The organism is Paenarthrobacter sp. Z7-10 (assembly GCF_026932795.1).
GTDB lineage: Bacteria > Actinomycetota > Actinomycetes > Actinomycetales > Micrococcaceae > Arthrobacter_M.
This window is the reverse complement of record NZ_JADPVH010000024.1, coordinates 1-25,590: the sequence shown is the minus strand read 5'-3', so window position 1 is coordinate 25,590 and position 25,590 is coordinate 1. Positions and strand designations below refer to the sequence as shown.

The window sequence follows — 25,590 nt, the reverse complement described above, 5'->3', positions numbered from 1 at the left end:
ATTCGCGCGACGACGGTGCGGAAGTCAGCGGGGCGCGGGAGCCGGGTCTTCCACAAAGGGAACCTTGGCGATGTACTGCTGATACAGCCTGACGGCGTCCGGAAGCGGGAGTTGGCCGAACGCCAAGGATGTCTGCAGGGCTTCCAATTCGGCGTTGCAGGTTTCGGCGGCACTCACGCGGTTGGCCAGATCCCGTGAATTGCTCAGATTGGTGGAAATCGCCGCGCCAAGGGAGAAAATCAAGGCCAGCAGGCACAGTACCCGCCAGACAACGGAGTCGTCCGCAAGCCCCAGCCGCTCCTGGACGGAACTGGTGAACGACTGGCCTCCGATGGCCGGACCGGCGGTGAGGACGGCTGCCACGGCGCTGCCCACCACGCTGAGGTTGGCCAGCCGGTTCCGCCGCGGCCGTGCGTGCTGTAGAAAGAGCGTGATGGCGCCGCGGCGGGTTTGGATGTGCTCCGCCAAGTCCTGCCGCAAATCGGGTGCTTCGCTCATGGCTGTCCTCCTGCCCGACGGTGCCGGCCTGCCTGCGCCGGTGAGGCGTCGCGGCCTGGGACGCGGCCCGTGGGCGCCTGCTGAACCGACGGCGCTCTTAGGCTCTGATCATATGCCCGGTTCGGGATGGACGAACAGCCGTTGTACAGGTCGACTTTCGGGAGGCGCTCAGCTTTCACCGCCGCCGAAGTTCCGGGCCCGGGTCACCATCCGCAGCGTCATGGTGCCGCCGTCGTCGGTACTGGTGAAGTCAACCGTCAGGCGGCCCAGCTCGGTCAATGCGGAAATGTGGGTCCCGCCGCACGGAATGGACGCTTCACCGTCGGGCAGTGAGCAAATCCAGTTACGGCGGTCGGTGAGCCGCTCGCCGTCGCGGTCGATCCGCACCGGCGCATTGCCGCCAAGCCAACCTGCGAGGGTGGCGTTGATGGCATCAGTGATGGCCGGAAGTTCCTCCAGCAATCCCTCGGTGGCAAAGCCCTTGCGGCGCAGCGACTTGTTCAGTCGGAAGACATCCACGGAACCGAATTCGGTGATTTGCGAAGACGCGATGGCGGCGGCGTCGAAGTCCGGGGCACCCAGCGCGTCCGCCTTGGTGTCTTTGCTCCAACGCCTTGCCAGCGCGCGGTTCAGCGCCAGCGAGGCGAGGTGACAGCCGGTGTGTCCGGCATTCAACGCGGCGCGGTAATCCCCGTCAACCGAGACCTCCACTTTCGTTCCCTCGACCGTCTGGGCGTCGGCAGGCAGCAGGTGCGCGACGACGAACGCCCACCCTTCGGTACCTTTGCGCACCGGCACGTCATTGCCAATGTACAGTTCGGATCCATCTGTGGCGGCCACCACGCAATCCAGTACAGGCCATTCGGACCCGCTGCCGCCGGTCGTCATTCGGATGACGGCACGGTCCGGGCCCTGATCGGACCAACCCGCGTCCACCGGATGACATGGCGTAGCATCGAGCAGCACCGCGAGCCGTCCGTCATCAAGCCGTTGACTATGCAGGACGGAAGCGGCGCCGTGGAGCTGGCCGGCGGGATAACTGACAATGGTATCTGCCTTGGGAAGAGTCACCCGGAATACGTTACCGGCTCTTGAACGGATCGGCGGCGGGGGAGGGCCGGTATGCCAGACTGACCTGATGGAACGTATTGATCCGCAGCCGGCCACTGATGAAAAAACGACCTTGCTCCAGTTCCTGGACTTCCAGCGGGCCACGCTGCTGCTCAAGGCCGAGGGCTTGGACGAACGACAGCTGAGGCAGCCGTTGCCCTCTTCGTCGCTGACGCTGGCGGGTCTGCTTAAGCACCTGGCCTTGGTGGAGGACAGCTGGATTCAGGTTAAGTTCGCGGGGCAGCCCGAACCGGAGCCATGGGCCAGTGCGCCGGACGAGGACCCGGACTGGGAATTCAACAGCGCCGGCGCCGACGATCCGCGGGCGCTCCGCGACCTGTATCAGGCTGCCTGCGAGCGGAGCCGCCGGTCCATCATCAACGCGGATCTGGAGGACCTTTCCGCTGGATTATCGCGGGAGGGACACCGCTGGAATCTCCGTTGGATCCTGACGCACCTGATCGAGGAAACGTCGCGCCATAACGGCCACGCGGATCTGCTGCGCGAGGCGATCGACGGCAGTGTGGGGGAGTAGCCCACTTCAAAGCGCCGATGCGCGGTTGCGCCGGCGGGGGACGTTGGCCGGGGCGCGGATCCGGGAAACGCCGACGGTGCGCGGTTGCGCGGGCGGGGGATAGCCCGCTGAACCGCAAACGCGGGCAGCTCAGCTCGGAAACGCCTTGCCCGGATTCAGGATTCCCCGCGGGTCCAGCGCATCCTTGATGCTGCGGTGCATTTCGATCACCCGCGCCGTGAATTCCTGACGCAGTCCGGGAATCTTCAGCAGCCCCACTCCGTGTTCGCCCGTCGTCGTGCCACCCAGCGCCAGCGCGTCCGCGACAATTTGGTCGAACGCCTCTTTTGCCCGACCCTTGGCGGCGTCATCGCCCTCCGGAACAATGATCAGCGGGTGCAAATTGCCGTCCCCGGCGTGCGCAATGTTGGCGATCACGGTCCGGTGCTCCCGCGCCGTGGCCTCAATCCGGCGCAGCATTTCCGGCACAGCCGTGCGTGGCACGCAGACGTCCTCGGTAAGCACCGGGCCGAGCCGCTCCAGCGCCGGATAGGCCAGCCGTCGGGCGAGGAAAAGTTCCTCGGCGTGGGCAGCGCTGACCGAGCGCTCGGCCTTGGTGGCTCCTGCGCCGATAAAGATCGAGTGCAGCAATTCCGCCAGCTGCGCGCCCCGGGATCCGGGCTCATCCACGGACGCCAACAACAGCACATTTCCGTCCGTAGCCAGGCCGAGCTGCTGCCAGTCGTCCACCGCCTGCAGGCATTGGCGGTCCACCAGTTCGAGCGCGGAGGGGATGATGCCAGCCTTGCTGACCGCCGCCACGGCCTCTCCCGCGGCTGCCAGATCATTGAAATAGCCGACTACGGCGCGATTCTCCCGTCCCGCGAGCGGCAACAGCTTCAGGGTTGCCTCGGTGATGATGGCCAGCGTCCCTTCGGATCCCACCAGCAGGGCCGTCAAGTCATAGCCGGCGACGCCCTTGGCCGTCCGCCGGCCAACTTCCACCACCGAACCATCCGCCAGGACCGCCGTCAATCCCAGCACGAAGTCCCTGGTCACGCCGTACTTCACGCAGCAAAGACCACCGGCGTTGGTGCTGATGTTGCCGCCGATGGTGGAGATTTTGTAGCTGGCCGGATCCGGCGGATACCACAGCCCCTGCTGGGCCACGGCCTGGCGCAGCTGGTCGTTGATCACCCCGGCCTGGGTGCGGACAAAACGCTCGTCCGGATTGATCTCAATGATGTCGGTCATCAGCTCGAGCGAGAGGACAAGGCAGTTCGCCACGGCATTCGCTCCGCCGGAGAGGCCCGTTCCGGCCCCGCGCGGAACAATCCGCACGCCTGCAGCCCCGGCTAGCCGGACGACGTCGGCCACCTCCGCAGTAGTCTTGGCCTGGACCACGGCCAGCGGCGCCGAAAACTCGGCCCATTCGGCGTCGTCGTGGCTGTAGGCCGCCAGCGAAGCGGAATCGGTCAGGACGCGGTCCGCGGGAAGGATGCTGCGCAGATCCGTTCCAAGGTCGGTACTCATGCTTGGGACCCTATCACCGGGCTCCGCGTCCCCCGATCCTGATCCAGTGAGCAGTTCGTGCTCGATACGTCGCTTTATCGCACACCAACCGCTCAGTCGATGGTCAGAGCCACTTCTTGCGCTTGAAGATCACAAACATCACCGCGCACAGGATCAGCATCAGAGTCAGGGCGAAGGGATAGCCGAACTGCCAGCTCAGCTCCGGCATGGCATGGAAGTTCATCCCGTACACGGACGCCACGAAGGAGGGTGCAAAAAAGATGGCCGCCCAGGAGGAAATTTTCTTAATTTCCTCGTTTTGCGCCGCGCTGGCCTCGTTTTGCCGATTCGTGGTCAGCGTCCCATCCACGGTGAGGGCATTCTGCAGCAGCTGTCGAAAGGAATCAGCCCGGGCAGTGACGCGCTGCAGGTGGTCCTCGACGTCGCGCAGATACCGTTGCAGCTCTATGTCAACCCCGTACTTTTGGAATCCCCGCTCCAGCGAATCCATCATTTCGCCGAGCGGGTGGATAGCCCGCTGAAACTGGATTACTTCGCGCGAAAGCTGGTAGATCCGGCGCGAAACATTCGGATCGCCGGCGAAGAGCTGATCTTCGATCTCGTCGATATCGATTTCGAGGCCGGCGACGACGGGAGCGTAGTCGTCCACGACCTGGTCAAGAATGGCGTAGAGCACGGTTTCCGGGCCACGGGCCAATAGTTCGGGCTGCCGTTCCAGACGGGTGCGCACCTGCGCCAGGCCGGACGTCTCCGCATGCCGGATAGTGATGACGAAATCCTTGCCGGTGAAGATGTGCAGCTCGCCGAACTCCACCGTCTCGCTCGCGTCCAGGTAGCGTGCGGGCCGGAGCACGGTGAAGAGGTTCTCGTCGTAGCGCTCCAGCTTAGGCCGCTGGTGGGCGCTGATGGCATCCTCGACGGCGAGTTCGTGCAGGCCAAACTCGGCCGCAACGGAAGCCATCTCCGCCGCCGTCGGCCGATACATGCCAATCCATGCCATCCCGCCGCGTTCGGCCAGGGTCTCGTAGGTCTGTTCCAAGCTCACCGGGTCCACAGTGCGGATCCCGTCCACGTACACGGCGTTGTCAATGATGCTCACTGGTTCATTATCCGGGTCCCCGCCGGGAACGGCCGCCACCGCCGCGGCGAGGCTAAAGCTCCTGGCTCATTCCGCCCAGCAGGGGCTGAACCCGGTAGGGGATATGTTCATGCAGCGCCAAGGATGTCTCGGTGCGGATCACGCCGCGGATCCGCAGCAGCGCCCGGAGCGCATTCTGCAGGGAGTGCACGTCTGTGGCCGCCAGTCGGCACCAGACATCGCCCCGGCCGGAAATCTCGTACACTTCCAGCACCTGCGGCTGCCGGCGCAGGGCGGCAATGACGCCGTCGAGCTCGCGGTGTGTCACTTCGATCGTGACGAAGGCGACGAGGTCGTAGCCGATCGCGGCGAGGTCCACTTCACGTCCGCCGTTGCGCAACGTTTCTGAGCGCAGCAGGCGTTTGATCCGGGTCTGAACCGTATTGCGCGCCACCCCCAACTGCTCGCTCAGTTCCCCAATCTGCGACCGCGGATCCGCCACAAGTGACAGCAGTAATTTCAGGTCAAGGGCGTCAAGTTTGCTCATCACGATCACTCCCGTTGCGCTCGTGGGGACGAAATTGAAGCTTTTGATGAATCCGTCCTGGTATCTTCGATCATTTGATCGCGGATACTTCATCCTATAGAGGAATTAGTGCAGTCTGCGCCGCGGCCTGACTGTGATCCACGCGATAAAAGGGATGGGCTGCCATGACGGTCTTAAGTGAACTGAGGATGCGTCCGCTCCATCCCGAAGCCGTGCAGGACCGCGGGTGGGACGCGTCCGTCACGGCACGGTTGGTGCTCGCCGGCGTCGTCATTTTCACTCTGCTGTCCGGAGCGAACTTGGCCACGCCCATCTACTCGCTGCTGCAGGTGCGGTTGGGGCTGAATGCTTTTGGCGTGACCATCGCCTTTGCCAGCTATGTGCTGGCGCTCGTAGCCGGGCTGATCCTTGCCGGCCATTGGTCGGACCACATTGGACGCCGTGCCGCCCTGGTCCTGGCCGTGCTTATCGGCGTAGTTGGCGGACTGGTATTCGGCACCGCCGGGAACCTTGCCACGCTAGCCGCCGGAAGAGCGCTGCAGGGAATCGCGGTTGCGCTCGCCACCGGAGCCAGCGCTGCCGCATTGCGCGATCTGCTGCCCAGCCGGCCGGAGTGGGCTTCACGCTTTACCCTGCTGTCCTCTGCCGGTGGGGTAGCTGCCGGTCCCGTCATCGGCGGGCTGTTGACGCTGCTGCCGAACCCCACCCAGACACCATTCCTGGTTCATGCCGCCGCGCTGCTCCTGCTGCTGATTCCGCTGTTCGTGCTTCGCGCCCGCCCGGCCATCAAGCCCGCCGGTCCCGATGGCCCCCTGGCAGCACTTAGGCCGCGCCGGCCTTCCGTTTCGCATCGGGCCCGTGCAGCGTTCTGGATGGCGTCTCTGGTGGGATTTCTGAGTTTTGCTGTTTTCGGGTTCTGTCTGTCCCTGGCACCGGGATACTTTGCCCAGATAATGCACGCCGATGCCCGCCCACTTATCGGCGTTCTGGCGGCCCTCACCTTGGGCGCCTCTGCCTTCAGCCAACTGCTTGCGGTTCGCGGGCGTTTCCTGGTTCCGATTGGGTTGGGGATGCTGGGAGTCGGCGTCCTGATGATCGCCCTCGCCGGTGCTGCGGGCCTGCCCTGGCTGCTGGTGCTGGCCAGCATCGCCGCCGGTGCCGGCCAGGGCGTAGCGTTCCGGGTGGTCTTCAACGAAGTGGCTGGCCAGGTGGAACCATCGCGTCATGCGCAGATCATCAGCGCCGTCTACGTGATCACCTATCTGGGCAGTGCGATCCCCGTAGTTGGCCTCGGAGCAGCCGCCGGCGTATGGGGCCTTCCCGCTGCGGTCTCCGGGTTTGCCGTGTTGGTCTTCCTGGCCAGCATGGCTCTGGCCATTACTGCCGGTCGGCGTACCACAGCGTCCTCATCCGCTATGTGAGGGGACCGGCATGGCCGGGCATATGGCTGAACACCAAGGTTGTTTCGGTCTGGCCAACCACCGGGTCAGTCGTTAGGTTATCGAGCACCCAGTCCCGCAGCACGTCGGTGTTGGGCACCGCGATATGGAGCAGGTAATCCACCGCACCGGAGACGTGGAACGTGGAGAGCACCTCGGGCAACCGCGGCACCGTACTGGTGAACCTGTCAATCTCATCGCGGTCGTGCGCACGCAGCCGCACGGCGATCAGAGCCTGCACGGAACGGCCAATAACGTTCAAGTTCAGCCGGGCGGTGAATCCTTCAATCGCCCGGCGCTCCATCAGGGAGCGGGTGCGCATGAGGGCCGTCGAGGGTGCGATGCCAACGGCCTCGGCCAAGTCCCTGTTGGTCATCCGGGCGTCCGCCACCAGCGCGTCAATAATTCGGCGGTCGATCTCGTCCAAGGTATCGGGCCCGGTGGTGTTGACCGCGGGCACGCTCCGGCCGGTGGATGGGGTCTTCGCTGCTGAGGCCATGCCACTCCTGGTTCGCGCACACAATGTCGTTTTCAAGGATGGACCAGGTACCCGATCCGGACCCGTCGTTGGCCATCCTACCAATTGCTGCACTAGTTCCGCGGGCATCAGCAGCCGGCGCGGGCCGACGACGACGACGGCGGCGGGTCGTTTCGTTCAGCCTTGCGGCGGGCGGGCGGGCCGACGACGGCGGCGGCGGCGGATCGTTTCGTCCAGCCCTGCGGCGGTCGGGCCGACGACGGTGCCGCGCACCTTTCGTGCCAGCGCCCACCCGACGACAGGAAGCGTCCCCTTCTGTCACGTCGCCGGGAGCGGATCCGGACGGCGGACTGGGAGCGGGCGGCCGGCCGGCAGCAGGATCAGGGCCGTGGCCGAGGCCAGCACCGCCAGCACCGCCAGGGCAATCACCAGGGCCAACCAGCCTCCAGCCTGGAAGACGAATCCCGAGGCCCAGCCCAGCACTGACGAACCAGCATAATACCCGAGGTTGTACAGCGAGGCGGCCTGTGCCCGACCGGTGGAAACGACGCTGCCCGTCCAGCCGGAGGCAATGCTGTGGGCGCCAAAGAAGCCGGCGGTGAACAGGACCAAGCCGGCCAGGATCAGCACCAGTGGGGCGCAAAGAGTCACGGCCAGTCCACCGGTCATCAGCACGATGCTGCCGAGCAGGACGTTGCGGCGTCCCGCGCGTGCGGAAAGCGAGGCCGCCCAGCGGGAGGAAACGGTGCCCGCCAGATAGGCCAGGAAGATCAGCGCGACGGCGCTCACCGGCAGCAGATACGGCGGCGCCTCCAGGCGGAAACCCAAATAGTTGTACACGCTGACGAAGGAACCCATCAGCAGGAATCCTTGCGCGTACAGTGCCAGCAGCCGACGATTACGCAGCAGCGGTACGAGTCCGGCCAGCCGGCTGCGAACGCCGGTGCCATGAGCCGCCACGAGGCCCCGCGGGGGCGGCGCGAGGAGGAGAAAGCCGATGGCGGCCACGGCTGCGCACGCCGATACGCTCGCCGTGGCCACCCTCCACCCGGCCAGATCCGCAACCGGTCCGGCGAGGAGGCGGCCAAACAGGCCGCCCAACGTGGTGCCGGCCACGTAGGCTCCGGCGGCCATGGCTGCATGGACCTTATTTATTTCCTCATTGAGGTACGCGATGGCCAGGGCGGGGATTCCTCCCAGGGCCATTCCCTCCAGGGTCCGCATCCCCAGCAGGACCGGGAAGTTGGGAGACAACGGAACCAACAGGCCCAGCACAGTGGCCGCAATGATGGCGGTGGCCATGGTCCGTACCCGGCCAAAACGGTCCGCGGCAAAGGACCAAGGCAGCACGGTCAGCGCCAGTCCGATCGTTGCCGCGGAAATCGTCAGTCCGGCCTGGGCAGCGCTGATATCCAAATTGCGCGCGAGCAGCGGCAGCAGACCCTGGACCGAGTAGAGCTGAGCAAATGTTGCGATCCCCGCGCAACCGAGGGCCAGCAGGATCCGGCGGTAGGCGCGGCTCCCCTTGTTATGCCCCATCCATGCGGGGCCGGCCGAGTTCTCCACGTCTCCAGCCTAGAAAGCGGATCTGCCGGCGTCCAATGCGCCCGGAGCAGGACATCCGCATTCGCGCCGGGAGCACCACGGCGTCCAATGCGCCAGAACCCCAGCACCTGCGCACGCCAGCGGCAGCTACAACCCCTGCAGAAAGTCCGTCACCAGCTGGCGCGCCGGCAGCGAACGTGCCTGCTGCCAGCCCGTTCCTGCCCAGAGGTTGATTCCTTCTGCGTCTGCCTGGGCCGCGGCAGCGGCGCGGATTGGCGAAGTCAGCCGATGGATCGACGGATATCCGGATGGCGCGGTTTGCGTGTGCTCGCGAGCAAACCGGTTTGGCAGTGCACGCGCGGGCTTGCCGGTGAAGGCGCGTGTGACAATGGTCCGGGTGTATTGCGGATCCGCGAGGGCATCTTTATGCAGCTGCCGGGCACCGCTTTCCACCGACCGGAGGAAGACCGTCCCCAGCTGCACGGCGTCGGCTCCCGCGGCCAGAACGGCACGGATGTCAGCGCCACTGCCCAGACCTCCGGCGCCGATCAGCGGCAGATCCACACATTGCCTCAGCTCGGCCACCAAGGCTGCGGCGTCGGGCGCAGCCTTCCCCGGCCCGGTCGCCGGTGCCGGCAGGAAGGCTGCGGTATGTGAACCCGCGTTGGAATGCTGCACTACCAGGGCATCCACCCCGGTTTCGGCCGCCAGCAGAGCTTCGTCGACACTCGTGACGCTCGCCAGGACACGGCTGCCGGCCCGCTGGATCCGTCGGACGACGGCGGCCGGCGCCAAGCCGAAGGTGAAGCTGACAAAGGGAACCGGGTCCGAAGTCAACAGGTCGACCTTCGCCGCCCAGCCGTCGTCGTCGTCCTCAACCGTGAGGGGAGGCAGCACGATAGCGTAACGGTCCGCCTCCGCTGCCAGCTCGTTCCGGTAGGCGGCCAAAGCGCCCGGATCGGTCCGCCCGCCCGGAACCAGAGCGGACGGGACAAAAACATTGACGCCGAAAGGGACCTCGGCGGCCCGGACCTCCGCCAGCTGCGCCGCAAGCGTCTCCACGCTCTTGTACCCGGCCGCCAGGAATCCCATCGCGCCGGCATGGGCAGCAGCCACCACCAACGCCGGCGTGCTTGTTCCGCCGGCCATTGGGGCCACAAGTATCGGAGAGGTGAACACGAAAACCTCCAATTCACGGGATCCGCCAGCGGAATTCGCCGGCCGGTTGCCCGGGATGGCTAGTCTCTGGGAGTGACTAACGACGCCTCCACTGCCCGCCGCAATCCCGCTGTGGTCATCGGCCTGGACATCGGCGGCTCCAAAACCCGCGGCATCAGATGGCGCCAAGGAGTAATCGAGGCGGACGCCGAGGTAGGCAGCGCCAATGTGCAGAACGTCAGCAGGGCCGAAGCCGCGGCGAACTTGGCGAGCCTTTTCGACAGGCTCGCAGGCCCCTGCCCTGGAGGAGGCACCGGCGTGGACGAGGTCTATGCCGGCTCCGGTGGGATTGACACCGCCGACGATGCGGCGGCGCTGACGGCCATGATCCTCCCGAATGTGCCGGGCGCCGTGGTGCGGGTCGTGCACGACACCAGACTGCTGCTGGCGGCTGGCGGCGCCAGCACAGGCGTGGCGGTGATCGCCGGCACCGGTTCGGCTGCGTGGGGAACGAACGATGACGGCGGCCAGGCCCGCGCCGGCGGTTGGGGCTACCTGCTGGGGGACGAAGGCAGCGGCTACTGGTTCGGCCGCGAAGCCGTTCGGCACAGCCTGCACCGGATGAATTTGGGGCTGGAGGCCGATGAACTCACGCAGGCACTGTTGGCGCACTGCGGGCTGGCCGCAGCGGGCGAACTGATCGCTCATTTCCACGGCGGGACCGGTCGGCGCTACTGGGCCGGCATGTCCCCGCTGGTGTTCGACGCCGCCGCGACAGGTCATGCCGGAAGCCTGGCGATGATCGACCAGGCCGGAGCGGACCTGGCGGTGCTCGCCGCTCAATGCGCCGGGATGCTGGGTATCCCCGGACCTCTGGTTTTGGGCGGCGGGTTGGGCATGAACCAGCCGCTGCTGCAGAATGCCTTCCGCGGGCACCTGTCCGCGAGGGGGCTGACCGATGTCCGGGTGCTGGAGCAGGACCCGATCTTCGGTGTGCTGACCCTCGCCGCTTCCTGACGCCCACGCCAACTTCCTCCCGAACCGTCCCGCCCAACTTCCTCCCGAACCGCTCCGCCCCGCCCCACCCCTCGCCTCCCGCCCAACCTCCCTCGCTCAACTGAGTGGCAGCAGATGCACTCAAAACCCCGTTTGAGTGCATCTGCTGACACCTACTTGGGACGGGTGGGGCTGACCGTGGCCTACCCGCCGGCGGCGGAATGTGGTTACGGTGGGTTCATGAGTTCATACAAAACAGTCAATCCTGCCAGTGGCGAAACCGTGCAGGAATTTCCCTCGGCAACGGACGCGCAGATCCAGGACGCCCTGAAGCGCTCGCACGAAGTTTTTGCCTCGTGGCGCGGCACACCGGTGCAGGAGCGGAGCCGGATTTTGTCCCGGGTGGGCGAGTTGTACAACGAGCGCAAAGCTGAGCTGGCAGCCATCATTACCTTGGAGATGGGCAAGCCGGTCCGGGAAGCCCAGGGTGAGGTCGGGCTGGTGGCCAGCATCTACGACTATTACGCCAAGGAAGGCCCGCGGTTCCTGCAGGACGAGCACCTCGACGCCATGGGCGGGGGCGAAGCCATCGTCCGCACCGAACCCGTGGGCTCACTGGTGGGAATTATGCCGTGGAACTATCCGTACTACCAGGTGGCTCGGTTCGCCGCGCCGAACCTGATGCTCGGCAACACCGTGCTGCTCAAGCACGCCGAGAACTGTCCGCAGTCCGCTCTGGCCATCGAACAAATCTTCATTGATGCCGGTCTGCCCAGCGATGCGTACATCAACATTTTCGCCAGCAAGGAACAGATTGCGGACATGATTGCCGATCCGCGGATCCAGGGCGTCTCCCTGACCGGCAGCGAACGTGCAGGCTCCGCCGTCGGTGAGGTCGCTGGCCGGAATCTGAAGCGCTATGTGCTCGAGTTGGGCGGCTCCGACCCGTTCATTGTGCTGGACAGCGACGACATGGACGCCACCGTTAAGGCAGCCGTCGCCGGCCGGATGGGTAATGCCGGCCAGGCCTGCACGGCCTCCAAGCGCTTCATTGTCCTTGAGGATTATTATCAGGACTTCGTGGAAAAGTTTACGGCCCGCTCCGCCGCCCTCGTCCCGGGCGACCCCTCGGACTCCGCCACGCGGCTGGGTCCGCTGTCCTCGCAGCAGGCCGCGGATTCCCTGGCCGAACAGATCGACGACGCCGTTGCCAAGGGTGCCACCGTGCATACCGGAGGCAGCAGGGTGGACGGCCCCGGGTCATATTTTGAGCCGACCGTGCTGACCGGCGTCACGCCGGACATGCGGGCCTTTTCCGAAGAGCTCTTCGGTCCGGCCGCCGTGATCTACAAGGTGGGCAATGCGGACGAAGCCATTGAGCTGGCTAACGGTTCAACTTTCGGCTTGGGCGGGTCGGTCTTCAGCTCCGACGCCGACAAGGCCAAGGAAGTGGCGGCACGGCTGGAAACCGGAATGGTTTGGGTTAACTCCGTCACCGGAACGCAGGCGGACCTGCCCTTCGGTGGAGTCAAGCGCTCCGGCGTTGGCCGGGAACTGGCCAAATTCGGCATGAACGAGTTCGTGAACAAGAAGCTCATCCGTCAACCAGCCGTGAAGCCGTCGAAACCGACCAGCTGACTCGGAGCGCATTGGGCTTGCCGGAATTCCGGCTATTGGCAGGTCCCCTCCGCCGGGAGGGGACCTGCCATCATGTGTCGAAGGATGCTCCTGCGGCCGGCACGTAAGGCGGCGAGCACCGCCGGATCCCGGAGGAGAGACCTTCGATTCTTCAACCCGGCCTGACCGAACGCTGGTCAGCACAACGCCCGCAGACTAGGCTAAGGGAACCACGCAGGTGGACCGAACCGCAGAAGGAGGTGGGAACAGATGACTGTCTATGGATTCACGTCAATTACGTCAGCCACAGCTCCATTCCCCGCCTCTGCTGCCGCTTTTAGCTGACACCGGCACCTCCGGTCGTTCCAGCAGCACGGGGCCTTCCGTGAGGTAACCCAATTGTCTGAACGCTTGTCTGAAAGCATTTTTCCCAACCCGATTCCGTCCGCCGGCGATTCCGCTTCCGGCCTGCAACCCATCAACGGCCCTGTAGCCTACGGGTTTTCGCCGCGGATCGCCGAACTTTTCACGCGCTGCCGCCCTTCCGGCGTCGGCGTCCAACCCGCACGCGTTGTGCGTGCCGACCGCAACCAAGTCCTGTTGGCCACGGCAAATCGGCACCTCCGCGTTGGCTACCCCGAGGAACAACTCCAGTGCGCCACCGGTGACTGGGTGTGCCTGGGACTGAACGGGCACATGGAACCGGCGGTGCTGGCCGTGCTGCCGCGGTATTCCCAGCTCGCCCGGAAACGGGCCTTCGACAAATCGACCCAGGCCCAGGTGCTGGCGGCAAACATGGATCTCGTGGGGGTGGTGGTTCCTATTGACCGTCCATTCTCACATAACCGGCTGGAGCGCACGCTGGTGGCTGCCTGGAATTCCGGTGCCACGCCGCTGGTCATCCTCACCAAAGCGGACCTGGCGAATGGGCACGACGACGTCGTTGGTCAGGTCATCGAGCAGGCCGCCGGAGTGGAGGTGATCACCACGTCGGCCGAACAGGGCGATGGCCTCGACGAGCTGATGCTGCGCCTGGGCGCCGGCACAACGCTGGTGCTGCTCGGACCTTCGGGCGCCGGGAAGTCGACGTTGATCAATGCCCTTGCGTGCGCCCAGCTCCAGGACACCGGCAGTGTTCGCGCTGCCGACGGCAGGGGCAAGCATACGACGACGGCGCGCGAGCTGGTGCCGCTGCCGGGCGGGTCTGTTTTGATGGACACGCCCGGCATCCGCGGGCTGGCACTGTGGGATGCCGAGGCTGGCATGGATGCCGTCTTTGGCGACGTCGAAGAGCTGTTCGCCGAATGCCGGTTCAATGACTGCGGACATGGAAGTGAGCCCGGATGCGCCGTGCAGGCGGCGATGGAGGAGGGCCTACTGGAACCTCGGCGCTGGCACAGCTACCTGAAAATGCAGCGCGAACTCGCGCACCTGCATATACGTCAGAATGTGGCCGAAAGGCGCAAGGACGCCCGCAGTTTCGCCAAGTCGGTCAAGGCGGACGCGGAATTCCGGGGAAAGCTGCACAAGAGCCGGCGCTGACTGCTGCTGGACCGGCCCCGGGAAGCCGTGGTTCTTCTCTCCGGGGCCGTGGTCTTGCCGTGTTCGGCTTTACAGGGGAAAATAAGCCTGCATATGATCTACAGGCGTGGGGACTGGATCTTCACCTCGATTGCCGCCAACAGTGAGGGACACACCGATGGCAAGATCAGATGCTCCAACGCCCCTTTCGCAGCCAATCTCTGAGCCGGCTCCGCAACCGGAGGCCCGGGAGCGCGGACGCGAAACGATGATTGAGTTCAGCCAAGTCACCAAGCGGTTCCAGGACGGCGTTCCCGCCGTCGACTCCCTGACTATGAGCATCGACAAGGGCGCCATAACCGTCTTCGTTGGCCCATCGGGCTGCGGCAAAACCACATCCCTGCGGATGATTAACCGGATGGTCGAGCCCACCAGCGGCAGCATTAGGGTGGACGGACGCGACGTTTCACAGATTCCAGCCGCGGCCCTTCGCCGGTCGATGGGCTATGTGATGCAGTCCGCCGGGCTGCTGCCGCACCGCACGGTGCTGGACAATGTTGGCACCGTGCTGCGGCTCAATAAGGTGCCGCGGACCAAGGCCCGCCAGCGGGCCGCGGAGCTGCTGGACGTTGTCGGTTTGGCTCCCGAACTGGGCAGGCGCTATCCGAACCAGCTCTCCGGTGGCCAGCAGCAACGGGTGGGCGTGGCCCGCGCGCTGGCAGCGGACCCGCCGGTGCTGCTGATGGACGAGCCGTTCAGTGCCGTCGACCCGGTGGTCCGGGCGGAGCTGCAGACCGAACTGCTGCGGCTTCAGCGGGACTTGGCCAAGACCATCGTATTTGTGACCCACGACATCGACGAAGCCACCGTTCTCGGGGACAAAGTGGCCGTTTTTGCCACCGGTGGGCGGCTGGCGCAGTATGCGGCCCCCGAAGAGATCTTGCGGGCCCCAGTGGATGACTTCGTGGCGAACTTCGTGGGCCGTGACCGGGGCTTCCGGCATCTGGCCTTCAGCGGCGCCGGCTCCGTGCAGATTCACCCCGTGGCCATGGTGGAACCACGGGAGCGCCGGGAGACCGAACGGGTGCAGGACTGGACGCTGGCAGTGGACGAGGCACGGCGGCCGCTGGGCTGGTTGTCCCCGGCCCGGGCTGCGGACCTGGTGCCCGGTGGTTCCCTGTTCCACCAGGGGGATACGCTGCGGCGGGCACTGGATGCGGCCCTGTCCTCACCGGCAGGGCTGGGCGTAAGCGTGAACGACGACGGCGAAGTCATCGGCGTGGTCAAGGCCGCGCAGGTTCTGGCGGCGGTTGAAGAGGCCCGGCTGGCACGCGAGGGCGGCGCCTGATGGAATGGCTGCTGGCCAATTTCGGCCATGTGCTCTCGCTGGCCGGGCTGCACCTTTATCAATCCGTCCTGCCGCTGGCCCTCGGGGTGCTTATTTCGGTTCCGCTGGCACAGTTGGCCCGGTTGAACAAGACGGTCAAAGGCTTTCTGCTTTCCGCCGGCTCCGTCCTGTACACGATTCCCTCGCTGGCCCTTTTTGTCATTCTGCCGGTGGTGCTGGGAACCCGGATCCTGGACCTCACCAATGTCATTGTTGCCCTGACAATCTACGCTGTCGCGCTGCTGGTCAGGTCCACAGTGGATGCGTTGAACTCGATCGACGACGGCATACGGCAGGCCGCCGTCGCCGTCGGGTACCGCCCGCTGTTCCGTTTTCTCACCGTGGACCTTCCGCTGTCCCTGCCGGTGCTTTTTGCCGGCCTGCGGGTGATCTCGGTCAGCAATATTTCGCTGGTCAGCGTTGGAGCCCTTATCGGCATCGACAGCTTCGGCACGCTGTTCACCGATGGTCTGCGCCGTGATTTCCTGACCGAGATCGTCGTCGGCATCATCGGCACACTGCTGCTGGCCCTGCTTATGGATGCCTTGTTGGTGCTGCTCCAACGCATCCTTACTCCCTGGGTTCGCGCCGTGCCGCCCAGCACCGGCCCCGGCGCACGGATCCTCGCGGTGACCGCCGACCCCGACGGCGCTGCGGCGGTACCTGCCGAGGCAAGGGCGGGAACGCCATGAGGGCCGCCACCACCGCGCAGGGATACACGTCGGACAATCCGCTGATCCAGGGCTCTGAATGGCTGATCGATCCCGAAAACTGGGAGGGTGCCAACGGGATCCCGGCGCGCGTTGTCGAGCATCTGGGTTACAGCGGATTGACGCTGTTGATCGCGGTCGTCATTGCCGTCCCGATCGGCCTGTACGTTGGGCACACCGGCCGGGGACGCGTCGTCGTCATCGCGTTGGCCGGTGTACTGCGGGCGCTGCCGACACTCGGTGTGCTGACTCTGTTCGTGCTTCTCGCCGGGCTCGGCCTGATGCCACCGATCTGGGCGCTCGTCCTGCTGGCCATCCCGCCCATCCTGGCGGGCACTTTTGCGGGGATTTCCTCTGTCAGCCGGGATACCGTGGACGCGGCCCGGAGTATGGGAATGACCGAGCCGCAGATATTGTTCCGGGTAGAAGTGCCCAATGGTCTGTCCGTGATTTTCGGTGGCTGCCGGGCCGCGGTCCTTCAGGTGGTTGCCACAGTTGCGGTGGTGGCCTACATCAACCTCGGAGGATTGGGGCGCTACCTGATCGACGGACTGTCGGTTAGTGACTACGGCAGGGTCTTTGGCGGCGCCATTGTCATTGCCGCCCTGGCCATTGTCATCGACTCCGTGCTCGCAGGACTGCAGAGACTAGCATTATCACCAGGCTTGAAAGAGCCCCGGCGCCTGCCGGGCAATTCGCTGACCGGCCGTGACACCATCACAGCCGGCGTACAAGGAGAAAACTCATGACGCAGAACAAGCGCCCGCTAATTGGACGCCGGGCCGTACTCGGCGCGGCGGCCGGCATCTCCGTGGCTCTGACCCTCAGCGCCTGTGGCGGCGGAAACCCGTTGAGCACCTCAACGTCAGGCGCCTCCGGCGGCGCTGGCGGCTCCGTCGTCGTCGGAAGTGCTGACTTCCCGGAGAGCGCGACGATCGCGGAAATCTATGCCGGCGCGATCAACGCCGCAGGTGTCACCGCGACCACCAAGTTGAACATTGGATCGCGCGAGATTTACCTGAAGGCAGTGCAGGACGGCTCGGTCGATATTGTTCCCGATTACAGCGGCAACCTGCTGGGTTACGTGGATAAGTCCAACACCGTGACGGTCCCCGCGGGCATCCTGAAGGCGCTGCCGTCGAAACTTCCCAGTGGGCTCAGCGTCCTCGATGCCGCCTCCGCCCAGGATAAAGACGCCATGGTTGTGACCAAGGCCACCGCACAGAAGTACAGCCTGAAGAGCATCGCTGACCTGGCGAAGGTCGAGGATAAGATCACCCTCGGCGCGCCGCCGGAGTTCCGCGAGCGGCCCTACGGCCTACCCGGGCTGAAAGCCAAGTACGGCTTTGTCCCGGCCACCTTCAGCCCGATCGGGGACGGCGGCGGACCGCTGACGCTCAAGGCCCTGCTCGATGATCAGGTCCAGGTGGCGGACATCTTCACGACAACCCCTGCCATCGCCGACAATGACCTGGTGGTGCTGGAGGACCCGAAGAACAACTGGCTGGCTCAGCAGGTCCTGCCGCTGGTCAAGACGGACAGGGTCAATGACACTATCAAGACCGCGCTGAACAATGTTTCCAAGCAGCTCACCACCGATGACCTGATCAGCCTCAACCGCATGGTCAGCGGTAATCAGAAGATGAACCCCAAAGATGCGGCCGCTCAGTGGCTCAAGGACAAGGGCATCACGAAGTAGGAACCCGCTCGGCGAAGCCCCTGCACCCGTTCGGGGCGCGGGGGCTTTGGCGTTCAAGTCCACTTTTCCGGTATTGGACCCTCCGTCATACACCGGGTTCGCGCGGAATTAGCGCGGCCTTGTGCAAATATGGGTGAATGGCCGAGTACAAGCAATCCACCAAGCTGCACAACGTCCTCTACGACATCCGCGGGCCGCTGCTCCAGCATGCGCAGCGGATGGAGGCCGAGGGGCACCGGATCCTCAAGCTCAACATCGGCAATCCTGCCCCGTTCGGCTTCGAAGCGCCGGACGCCATTCTGGTGGACATGATCCGGCACCTGCCGCATGCTCAGGGGTACAGTGACTCGCGCGGGATCTTCTCCGCGCGCACCGCCGTCGTGCAGTACTACCAGACGCAGGGCATCAACAACATCCATGTCGACGACGTCTACCTTGGTAACGGGGTCAGCGAACTGATCACGCTCTCACTGATGGCCCTGCTGAACAACGGTGACGAAATTCTGGTCCCCACACCGGACTATCCGCTGTGGACCGCCTCGGTGAGCCTGGCCGGCGGCCGACCGGTGCATTACCTCTGCGATGAGGATAATGGCTGGTGGCCGGATCTGGAGGACCTGGCGGCGAAGATCACGCCGAACACCAAGGGACTGGTCATCATCAACCCGAACAATCCCACCGGTGCCGTGTATCCGCGCCACATCGTCACGGGGATGGTGGACTTGGCCCGGAAGCACGGTCTGGTGGTCTTCTCCGATGAAATTTACGAGAAGATTCTGTATGAGGATGCGGTGCACGTCAACACGGCCAGCATCACCGGCGACGATGTTCTGTGCATGACATTCAGCGGCCTGTCCAAGGCGTACCGGATCTGCGGCTACCGTTCCGGCTGGTTGGCCATCTCCGGTCCCAAGGGACAGGCTGCCGATTACCTTGAAGGAATCAACCTGCTGGCCAATATGCGGTTGTGCGCAAACGTTCCGGGCCAGCATGCGATCCAGACCGCTTTGGGCGGTCACCAAAGCATCAAAGACCTGATCCTGCCGGGCGGCCGCCTTCGCGAGCAGCGCGATGTTGCCTTCAACCTGCTCACTGCTATTCCGGGCGTGAGCGTCCAGCAGGCACGCGGGGCTCTGTATCTCTTTCCCAAGCTGGATCCGGAGGTCTATCCGATCCAAGATGATGAGAAGTTTGCGCTGGACCTGCTGAAGGAGCAAAAAATCCTGATTTCGCATGGCAGCGCTTTTAACTGGATCCGGCCCGACCACTTCCGCCTGGTGACCCTGCCTAACGTCAAGGACCTGGAAGAGGCGATTGGCCGAATAGCGGAGTTCCTGGGCCATTACCGACCCTGAGCAGTCTCCGGCGGTACGGTAAAAAGACGTGATGCTTCGCTGAGACGGGCTTTTCGCACACTGAGACAGCAGGAAGGCGTGGAATATGGCTGGGAAAACGGGATTTCGAAAGAACCCCTCAAAGCTGCTCCGGGTTGGCGAGGGCTTTCAGTTAAGCGCGCAGGATACCGATGCTGCTCCGGGATTCGACGGCCGGAAGCGGGATTCTGCCACGGTCCTTGCGCTGCGGGCGCAAACGCTTGCGGAGCTTCAGGAGAAACTCTTTGCACAAGCCAAATTCGGTGGCACCGCCTCCGTCCTGCTGGTGCTGCAGGCCATGGATACGGCAGGCAAGGGCGGCGTGATCAGCCATGTGGTCGGCTCAGTGGATCCTCAGGGTGTCCAGTTGAAGGCCTTCAAAGCCCCAACGAAAGCCGAGCGCAGCCATGATTTTCTCTGGCGGGTCCGCAGGGAAGCCCCGCGGCCGGGAATGCTTGGCGTCTTTGACAGGTCCCACTACGAGGATGTTTTGATCCAGCGGGTCCATGCGACGGCGCCGACGGAGGAATTGGACGGCCGCTACGATGCAATCAACGCTTTTGAGGCCGAACTGGCTGCGCAAGGCACCAAAGTAGTTAAGGTAATGCTCAACATCAGTCCGGATACGCAGAAGCAACGCCTGCTGGCAAGGCTGGACAATCCGGCAAAGCATTGGAAGTATGCCAGCTCCGATCTGGTGGAGCGCGCCTGCTGGCCGGAGTATATGGAGGCCTACCAGGTTGCCCTGGAACGCACCAGCACGGAGGCCGCTCCGTGGTACGTGGTCCCAGCCGACAAGAAGTGGTACGCCCGGCTGGCCGTGCAGGAAATCCTGATCCAGGCCCTTGAAGGAATGGGACTGCACTGGCCCGCGGGCGATTTCGACCCGGCTGAGGAATGCCGCAAGCTGGCCGCTACCTGAGCCAGCCCTGCTACTGTGCGTTGGACCCGGAGGGCCGGGTTCGGGCGCCGCTGGGCGTCAGGCCCGGACAGGCGGGCTCGCGCCCGCCGGGACCGTTATGTCCCGGAAGGGTCACCGGATGCATCGACATCGGCGCGGGCTTTTGCCAGCCGTGCCTTGGCGCCTTCCAACCATTCCTCGCAGCGTTTGGCCAAGGCCTCGCCGCGTTCCCAGAGGGCCAATGATTCTTCCAGCGATGCACCTCCGGCCTCCAACTTGCTGACCACAGAAACAAGCTCCTCGCGGGCCTGTTCGTAGTTCAGCGCCGTCGTGTCCAGGTTCTGAGCTTGGGCCGATTCGTTGTCCATGTTTCTCCGTTCGGGGGTGTCCGGTTATCCGCCGGCGGAATTGATCTCAGGGTGTGGAGCTTTAGATGATGTGGCCGCGAACTCTCCAGCAGCAACACGGATCCTAAGCGCCGTCCCGGCTGGAGCCTCCTCCGGGGCCCGAACCACCGCTCCGTTCTGCCGCTGCACCACCGCGTATCCCCGGTCCAGGGTTTTCTGCGGCGACAGGGCGCGAACCTGCGCACGCAGGTGCGAGATCCGGTCCGCGTGTCGGGCCAAGGCCGTATCCATGGTCGAATGCCCACGGCGCAGCAGTCTGCCGATATCTTCGCTTCGGACGATCACCATACCCTCCGGATTTGCGAGCACCGGCCGGGTCCGCAATTGCTGCAGACGTTCCACCTCCCGCTCCACCAGCGAACCGACCCGCCTATTGAGCTGGCCCCTGGCGTGGTGCACTCTTGCCAACTCCTCGACGACGTCGGGTACGATCCGCTTGGCTGCGTCCGTCGGCGTCGAAGCCCGCAGATCCGCCACCTCATCCAGAAGCGGGCGGTCGGCTTCGTGACCGATGGCGCTGACCACCGCCGTCTTAGCCGCCGACACCGCCCGGATCAGTTTCTCGGAGCTGAACGGCAGCAGATCCTCCATGGATCCGCCGCCGCGGGCAATGACTATGACGTCCACTTCCGGTACCGCGTCCAAGTCGGCCAGGGCGGCCGTCAGCTGGGCCACCGCGCTCACACCTTGGACGGCGACCTCGCGGACTTCGAACTGAACGGCTGGCCAGCGCAGTGAGGCGTTGCGGATGACGTCTTTCATCGCATCCGAGTTGCGCCCCGTGATTAGCCCGATGCGATGCGGCAGCAGCGGCAGGCTTTTCTTGCGGTCCGCGGCAAAGAGACCCTCCGCAGCCAAGGACTGTCGGAGCAGTTCGATCCGGGCGAGCAGGTCGCCCAACCCCACCGGGCGGATATCCCGGCTTTGCATCGAAAGCCGACCGGTTTTGAGCCAGAAATCGGGCCGCAACTGGGCCACGACGCGCGTTCCGCGCTCAAGTGGGACGGACATGGCATCGAGCACTGACCCCCAGACGCTGACACTGAGCGATACTTCGGCGTCGACGTCCCGCAGGGTGACGTAACAGACGCTGGCCCGTCGGTTCAATTCGATGATTTGGCCTTCAACCCATGCGGCCGGGGCCCGTTCAATGTGCGCCTTGAGTTTCTCCGAGAGCACATGGAGAGGCCAGGGATTTTCGGCGCTGGTCTCGGCTGCTGTGGCCGGAAGGGTCGGCCGGGCGTGTGCTTCGGCCAGCAAAGAGCGGCTGGAGTAATCGGTGCCATCGTTGGTCGCAGTCAGTACATCCACTTTCGACACCTCCACTTTCGACCTCCCGATCCAATTCGCTTAATCCGCTGCCAATGAACAACTCGCCGACGCACAGCCTCTCAACGAAAGGCCCCGCCACTCGAAAGAATCCCGCGACGAAAGGCTCGGCAGACGATTCCAACTTAATCACATGATCCCACGGGTCACCGACAGATTCCGGTCCTGTGCACAGCTTCGATAGGACAGGCATGCCATTACAGACGCAGCACCCATCCCAGATACAGTTGTGCCATCGTGCTGGCTGGCTGAAGGAGATGAGTGCGCAGCTTTTTCGCGGCGGCTTTGGTGCTTTTGTCGCTGCTGCTGACCGCCGTTGCCGTTCCCTGCATCTGGGCGGAGACCCACATTGTCCGCGAGCAGGGCTTTGTGTCCACGATGTCGCCGCTTGGCTCCGATCGTGCCTTCCAGAGCGCGCTCGCCAACGGTGTGTCCGAGCTGGTGACCTCGCAGCTGAAGATCGATGACCGATTGCGCACCTTGATTCAACCTGCCATCGAATCTGCGGCTGGGTCCATCACAGCAGATCCCGGCTATCCACAGGCATGGACCGAGACGCTGCGCCGCAGTCACGCCTTGAGCTTCGGCGACGACGGTCCGGCCGGCGGGGCCGCCGGTCTGACTTTGGACATCGCCCCCATGCTCCAGCTCCTGGCCGCGAAAGTACCGGCCGGACTGGCCTCCGCGGTGTTGGTGCCGCCACAGGTACCTATCAGCCTTGGGCGCTCGGTGCCGCCGGCAGCAGTGTCCCGACTTGCGATGGTTGCCCCGCTCGGGTACGGGCTGGCCGTTGCGGCGGCACTTGCACTGCTGTTCGCCCTCGTTATTGCACGGCGGCGTTCCACGACCGTGCTGCTCTTCGGCCTTGGATTGGCTGTTACCTGCGGATTATGGAAACTGGCGGTCGATGGGGTGGGTCAACGATTGCGCTCCGGCTGGGTGGCAATCCACTGGCCATGCTTTTCCTGGAACGATTCGCCGCCATCCTGACCGATGGCTTCGGTGCCTGGATAATATATTCACTGCTGGCCGCCGGCCTGCTGATTGTTGTCGGTGCCTTGGGCCGGGCCTTCGCCCGCAGCTGAAGATGGCTCTGCAGCCCGTCAATCCCGGCCGACCCAGCAGGCCAGCCCGTAGGATGGACTCATGACCAGCACTGCCGTTTCCATACCTATGCCTACCGTCCCGCGCAAACGCCGGACGCCCCAGGAGGTAGCAGCCGCGGCACCGGTCCCGGGTTCCCGGAAGGTCCTGCTCGCCGCCCCCCGCGGTTACTGTGCGGGAGTGGACCGTGCCGTCATTGCCGTGGAGAAAGCGCTGGAGCACTACGGGCCACCGGTTTATGTTCGCAAGCAGATTGTGCACAACGTTCACGTGGTCAGCTCGCTGGAGGCCAAGGGTGCCATCTTTGTCGAGGAGAATGACGAGGTTCCGGAAGGGGCGCTGGTCGTCTTCTCCGCCCATGGCGTCTCGCCTGCCGTCATCGCGTCGGCTGTGGACCGCGGGCTGCGCACCATCGACGCCACCTGTCCGCTGGTGACTAAGGTGCACCGGGAGGCCGTTCGCTTCGCCAAGGACGACTTTGACATCCTGCTGATCGGACACGATGGGCATGAAGAAGTTGAAGGAACGGCGGGGGAGGCTCCGGAGCACATCCAGATCGTCAATGGTCCGCATGAGGTTGGTAAGGTGCAGGTCCGCGACCCGGACAAGTTGATCTGGCTTTCGCAGACCACACTAAGCGTGGACGAGACGATGGAAACGGTCCGGCTGCTCAAAGAGCGATTTCCAACGCTCCAGGATCCGCCGAGCGATGATATCTGCTACGCCACCACGAATCGGCAGGTGGCCATCAAAAAGATAGCGCCCGACGCGGACCTGGTGATCGTAGTTGGATCTGCCAATTCCTCAAATTCGGTTCGGCTGGTGGAGGTTGCGCTGGAATACGGGGCCAAAGCCTCCTACCGGGTTGACTACGCCAACGAGATTGACGAGGCCTGGTTTGAAGGAGCGGCAACGGTCGGCGTGACCAGCGGTGCCTCCGTGCCGGAGGTGCTGGTCAAGGATGTCCTCCGGCTTCTGTCCGATTATGGCTATGCGGACGTCGAGGAGGTTGTCACGGCCGAAGAGGATTTGCTCTTTTCGCTGCCCAAGGAACTGCGGGCAACGCTCAAGAAAGCTGGTGACTCCAGCCGCTCCCTGGGCGGTCGGGGAAGCCGCCCCACTTCCTGACCGCCGAATCGGCTCAGACCGCCTCCAAGCCTGAACCGTCACGGCGCCCCGAGATTAACTCTGGAGCGGCCAGGGACCGGGGAGCCACATCGACCTGGGAGGGTGTGGAGAGGGCTTCCGGATCCAAGCCGTTGAGCTTGCGGGCGGTGGGCAGGACCCGTGCTTCCAGCGTTCCGACCAGCGCGTTGTAACGGTCCACTGATGATTTGAGCGACGATCCAAGCTTGCCCACGTTGTCTCCCAGCGTGCCCAGCCGCGCGTACAGCTGGGTGGACAGCTCAAATAGCTCTTTGGCGCTTTCGGTCAGGACGTCCTGACGCCAGCTGAAGGCTACCGCCTTAAGGATCGCCAGCAGACTGATGGGCGACGCCAGCACCACATTGTGGGCCATGGCGTAGTCCAGCAGGGCTGGGTCCGTCTGCAAAGCGGCCGAGAGAATCGACTCCACGGGAACGAAGCAGATTACCAGTTCCGGGCTGTTGGCCGCGGATTCCCAGTATTTCTTTGCGGCCAGCGCGTCCACATGTGACTTCAGCGCCTTGGCGTGCCGGGCCAGCAGTTCGCCGTTGTCCGGTGCACCGGCGGCGGTGCCGGCGGCCTCGTCATTGCCTGGCGCCGCGGAATGCGCCTGCAGGTACGCCGTCAACGGCACCTTTGCATCCAGCACCAGCTCCTTGTTTCCGGGAAGTCGAACCACCATGTCCGGACGATTGGCGCCGTCCGCGGTCACGCTGTGGACCTGTTCGCTGAAGTCCACGTGGGCCAGCATTCCTGCGGCTTCCACCACCCGCCGCAATTGAACCTCGCCCCATTTGCCCCGTGCGCTGTTGGACCGCAGGGCAGAGTCCAGGGACCGGGTGGTCAGCAACAGCGCGGCATCGGCATCCTTCGCGTCGCGGAGCTGCTGAGCCAACTGCCCGTATTGCTCGACCCGGTCCCGCTCCAGCAGTGCCACCTGCCGTTGGACGTCGGAGAGCTTCTGAGCAACCGGTCCCAGCGCCTGCAGGACGGACGCGTCAGTGGACTGCCGTTCATCCAGCTGCCGATTCTGCGCGCTCAGCAGCCGGCGTTCGGCGTCCGCACCGGCCAGCTGCGCGGAGACCTCGGCCAAGCGGGAGCTGACGTTGTCGAAGTCGCCCTCCGCAGCCGACACCCGACGCCGGAAAAAATGCGCCGCGGCGGCCGCCCCGGCCACGAGACCGATGAGAAGCATCAACAAAGCCAGCAAGATTGTAATTCCGTTCATATCAAAACCATCCCATGGGGTACCGACAAAGCTGCGCAGGGCCGTTGCTGTCCCGTGTGCCCGTCCACAGATGCCTCATCCAATGTGTTCACTGAAGCGGGTGATCGATGCGCAGAACGATGTCCTGGGCGAGTTCTAGCGAACGTTGCAACACCCCCGACTAATCGGGAGTTGCAGCACCCATGGAATCAGCAGCAGTAAGTAGTTCATCGTTTTTGGGGAAGGGTTCGTCTTTTACGCAAGGGTCGGGTTTCCCGGTCAGGTCACGTCCG

The 25,590-nt window shown here is 64.5% G+C and carries 25 protein-coding genes; 14 read left to right on the top strand and 11 right to left on the bottom strand.

Annotated features, from left to right (window positions below; translation table 11 throughout):
* Positions 1 to 24: 24 nt before the first annotated feature.
* Complete coding sequence (locus IV498_RS09020; RefSeq protein ID WP_269046228.1) at positions 25 to 498, bottom strand: hypothetical protein; 474 nt, start codon at positions 496 to 498, stop codon at positions 25 to 27.
* 168 nt (positions 499 to 666) lie between these two features.
* Complete coding sequence (locus tag IV498_RS09015) at positions 667 to 1,569, bottom strand: metal-dependent hydrolase (RefSeq protein ID WP_269046227.1); 903 nt, start codon at positions 1,567 to 1,569, stop codon at positions 667 to 669.
* 67 nt (positions 1,570 to 1,636) lie between these two features.
* On the opposite strand from IV498_RS09015, the gene IV498_RS09010 reads away from it, so the two are divergent.
* A complete protein-coding gene (locus tag IV498_RS09010; protein WP_269046226.1) occupies positions 1,637 to 2,143 on the top strand; it encodes a DinB family protein in 507 nt (168 codons plus the stop codon).
* 129 nt (positions 2,144 to 2,272) lie between these two features.
* Here IV498_RS09010 and IV498_RS09005 read toward each other — a convergent pair whose 3' ends face one another.
* From IV498_RS09005 to IV498_RS08995, 3 genes are all read right to left on the bottom strand, one after another.
* Positions 2,273 to 3,655: an FAD-binding oxidoreductase gene (locus IV498_RS09005; RefSeq protein ID WP_269046225.1), complete on the bottom strand. Its 1,383-nt coding sequence runs from the start codon at positions 3,653 to 3,655 to the stop codon at positions 2,273 to 2,275.
* 103 nt (positions 3,656 to 3,758) lie between these two features.
* A complete protein-coding gene (corA, locus tag IV498_RS09000; protein ID WP_269046224.1) occupies positions 3,759 to 4,754 on the bottom strand; it encodes a magnesium/cobalt transporter CorA in 996 nt (331 codons plus the stop codon).
* 52 nt (positions 4,755 to 4,806) lie between these two features.
* A complete protein-coding gene (locus tag IV498_RS08995) occupies positions 4,807 to 5,280 on the bottom strand; it encodes an Lrp/AsnC family transcriptional regulator (protein ID WP_269046223.1) in 474 nt (157 codons plus the stop codon).
* Between the two features lie 164 nt (positions 5,281 to 5,444).
* Between IV498_RS08995 and IV498_RS08990 the strand changes: the two genes are divergently transcribed.
* Positions 5,445 to 6,701 (top strand): MFS transporter, encoded by a 1,257-nt coding sequence (locus IV498_RS08990; RefSeq protein ID WP_269046222.1) that lies wholly within the window; start codon positions 5,445 to 5,447, stop codon positions 6,699 to 6,701.
* Here the strand turns inward: IV498_RS08990 and IV498_RS08985 are convergent.
* The 3 genes from IV498_RS08985 to IV498_RS08975 all read right to left on the bottom strand — a co-directional run bounded on the left by IV498_RS08985 (position 6,694) and on the right by IV498_RS08975 (position 9,921).
* The gene (locus tag IV498_RS08985) at positions 6,694 to 7,218 is read right to left on the bottom strand and encodes an Lrp/AsnC family transcriptional regulator (RefSeq protein ID WP_269046221.1); all 525 of its coding nucleotides are present in this window, start codon (positions 7,216 to 7,218) and stop codon (positions 6,694 to 6,696) included. The genes IV498_RS08990 and IV498_RS08985 overlap by 8 nt on opposite strands.
* A 297-nt stretch (positions 7,219 to 7,515) precedes the next feature.
* The gene (locus IV498_RS08980) at positions 7,516 to 8,736 is read right to left on the bottom strand and encodes an MFS transporter (protein WP_269046265.1); all 1,221 of its coding nucleotides are present in this window, start codon (positions 8,734 to 8,736) and stop codon (positions 7,516 to 7,518) included.
* Positions 8,737 to 8,889: 153 nt separating this feature from the next.
* The gene (locus IV498_RS08975; protein WP_269046220.1) at positions 8,890 to 9,921 is read right to left on the bottom strand and encodes a nitronate monooxygenase; all 1,032 of its coding nucleotides are present in this window, start codon (positions 9,919 to 9,921) and stop codon (positions 8,890 to 8,892) included.
* Between the two features lie 72 nt (positions 9,922 to 9,993).
* Between IV498_RS08975 and IV498_RS08970 the strand changes: the two genes are divergently transcribed.
* The 9 genes from IV498_RS08970 (at position 9,994) to IV498_RS08930 (ending at position 20,125) form a co-directional block, all read left to right on the top strand.
* Positions 9,994 to 10,917: an N-acetylglucosamine kinase gene (locus IV498_RS08970; RefSeq protein WP_269046219.1), complete on the top strand. Its 924-nt coding sequence runs from the start codon at positions 9,994 to 9,996 to the stop codon at positions 10,915 to 10,917.
* 219 nt (positions 10,918 to 11,136) lie between these two features.
* Complete coding sequence (locus tag IV498_RS08965) at positions 11,137 to 12,534, top strand: NAD-dependent succinate-semialdehyde dehydrogenase (RefSeq protein WP_269046218.1); 1,398 nt, start codon at positions 11,137 to 11,139, stop codon at positions 12,532 to 12,534.
* 390 nt (positions 12,535 to 12,924) lie between these two features.
* Entirely contained in the window at positions 12,925 to 14,055 is a 1,131-nt protein-coding gene (rsgA, locus tag IV498_RS08960) for a ribosome small subunit-dependent GTPase A (protein ID WP_442951328.1), read from the top strand.
* A gap of 247 nt (positions 14,056 to 14,302) precedes the next feature.
* Complete coding sequence (locus IV498_RS08955; RefSeq protein ID WP_269046217.1) at positions 14,303 to 15,382, top strand: ABC transporter ATP-binding protein; 1,080 nt, start codon at positions 14,303 to 14,305, stop codon at positions 15,380 to 15,382.
* Positions 15,382 to 16,113: an ABC transporter permease gene (locus IV498_RS08950; RefSeq protein ID WP_269046216.1), complete on the top strand. Its 732-nt coding sequence runs from the start codon at positions 15,382 to 15,384 to the stop codon at positions 16,111 to 16,113. The genes IV498_RS08955 and IV498_RS08950 overlap by 1 nt, the downstream gene beginning before the upstream one ends.
* Positions 16,110 to 16,880 carry an ABC transporter permease gene (locus IV498_RS08945; protein WP_269046215.1) on the top strand — a complete coding sequence of 257 codons (771 nt, stop codon included), beginning with the start codon at positions 16,110 to 16,112 and terminating at the stop codon, positions 16,878 to 16,880. Before IV498_RS08950 ends, IV498_RS08945 begins: the two co-directional genes overlap by 4 nt.
* On the top strand, positions 16,877 to 17,830 hold the full coding sequence (locus IV498_RS08940; RefSeq protein WP_269046214.1) for an ABC transporter substrate-binding protein: 954 nt from the start codon (positions 16,877 to 16,879) through the stop codon (positions 17,828 to 17,830). The genes IV498_RS08945 and IV498_RS08940 overlap by 4 nt, the downstream gene beginning before the upstream one ends.
* A 137-nt stretch (positions 17,831 to 17,967) precedes the next feature.
* Positions 17,968 to 19,185 (top strand): pyridoxal phosphate-dependent aminotransferase, encoded by a 1,218-nt coding sequence (locus IV498_RS08935; protein ID WP_269046213.1) that lies wholly within the window; start codon positions 17,968 to 17,970, stop codon positions 19,183 to 19,185.
* Positions 19,186 to 19,270: 85 nt separating this feature from the next.
* On the top strand, positions 19,271 to 20,125 hold the full coding sequence (locus IV498_RS08930) for a polyphosphate kinase 2 family protein (RefSeq protein ID WP_269046212.1): 855 nt from the start codon (positions 19,271 to 19,273) through the stop codon (positions 20,123 to 20,125).
* 95 nt (positions 20,126 to 20,220) lie between these two features.
* On the opposite strand, the gene IV498_RS08925 is transcribed toward IV498_RS08930, so the two are convergent.
* Both IV498_RS08925 and xseA read right to left on the bottom strand, forming a co-directional pair.
* Entirely contained in the window at positions 20,221 to 20,472 is a 252-nt protein-coding gene (locus IV498_RS08925; protein ID WP_269046211.1) for an exodeoxyribonuclease VII small subunit, read from the bottom strand.
* A 24-nt stretch (positions 20,473 to 20,496) separates the two neighbouring features.
* Positions 20,497 to 21,771, bottom strand: coding sequence for an exodeoxyribonuclease VII large subunit (xseA, locus tag IV498_RS08920; protein ID WP_269046263.1), 1,275 nt, complete (start codon positions 21,769 to 21,771; stop codon positions 20,497 to 20,499).
* Between the two features lie 330 nt (positions 21,772 to 22,101).
* Between xseA and IV498_RS08915 the strand changes: the two genes are divergently transcribed.
* The 3 genes from IV498_RS08915 to IV498_RS08905 all read left to right on the top strand — a co-directional run bounded on the left by IV498_RS08915 (position 22,102) and on the right by IV498_RS08905 (position 24,072).
* Positions 22,102 to 22,830: a hypothetical protein gene (locus IV498_RS08915; RefSeq protein WP_269046210.1), complete on the top strand. Its 729-nt coding sequence runs from the start codon at positions 22,102 to 22,104 to the stop codon at positions 22,828 to 22,830.
* Positions 22,797 to 22,925 carry a hypothetical protein gene (locus IV498_RS08910; RefSeq protein ID WP_269046209.1) on the top strand — a complete coding sequence of 43 codons (129 nt, stop codon included), beginning with the start codon at positions 22,797 to 22,799 and terminating at the stop codon, positions 22,923 to 22,925. The genes IV498_RS08915 and IV498_RS08910 overlap by 34 nt, the downstream gene beginning before the upstream one ends.
* Positions 22,926 to 22,986: 61 nt before the next feature.
* A complete protein-coding gene (locus IV498_RS08905; protein ID WP_269046208.1) occupies positions 22,987 to 24,072 on the top strand; it encodes a 4-hydroxy-3-methylbut-2-enyl diphosphate reductase in 1,086 nt (361 codons plus the stop codon).
* 13 nt (positions 24,073 to 24,085) lie between these two features.
* On the opposite strand, the gene IV498_RS08900 is transcribed toward IV498_RS08905, so the two are convergent.
* A complete protein-coding gene (locus IV498_RS08900) occupies positions 24,086 to 25,318 on the bottom strand; it encodes a DNA recombination protein RmuC (RefSeq protein WP_269046207.1) in 1,233 nt (410 codons plus the stop codon).
* Between the last annotated feature and the right edge of the window lie 272 nt (positions 25,319 to 25,590).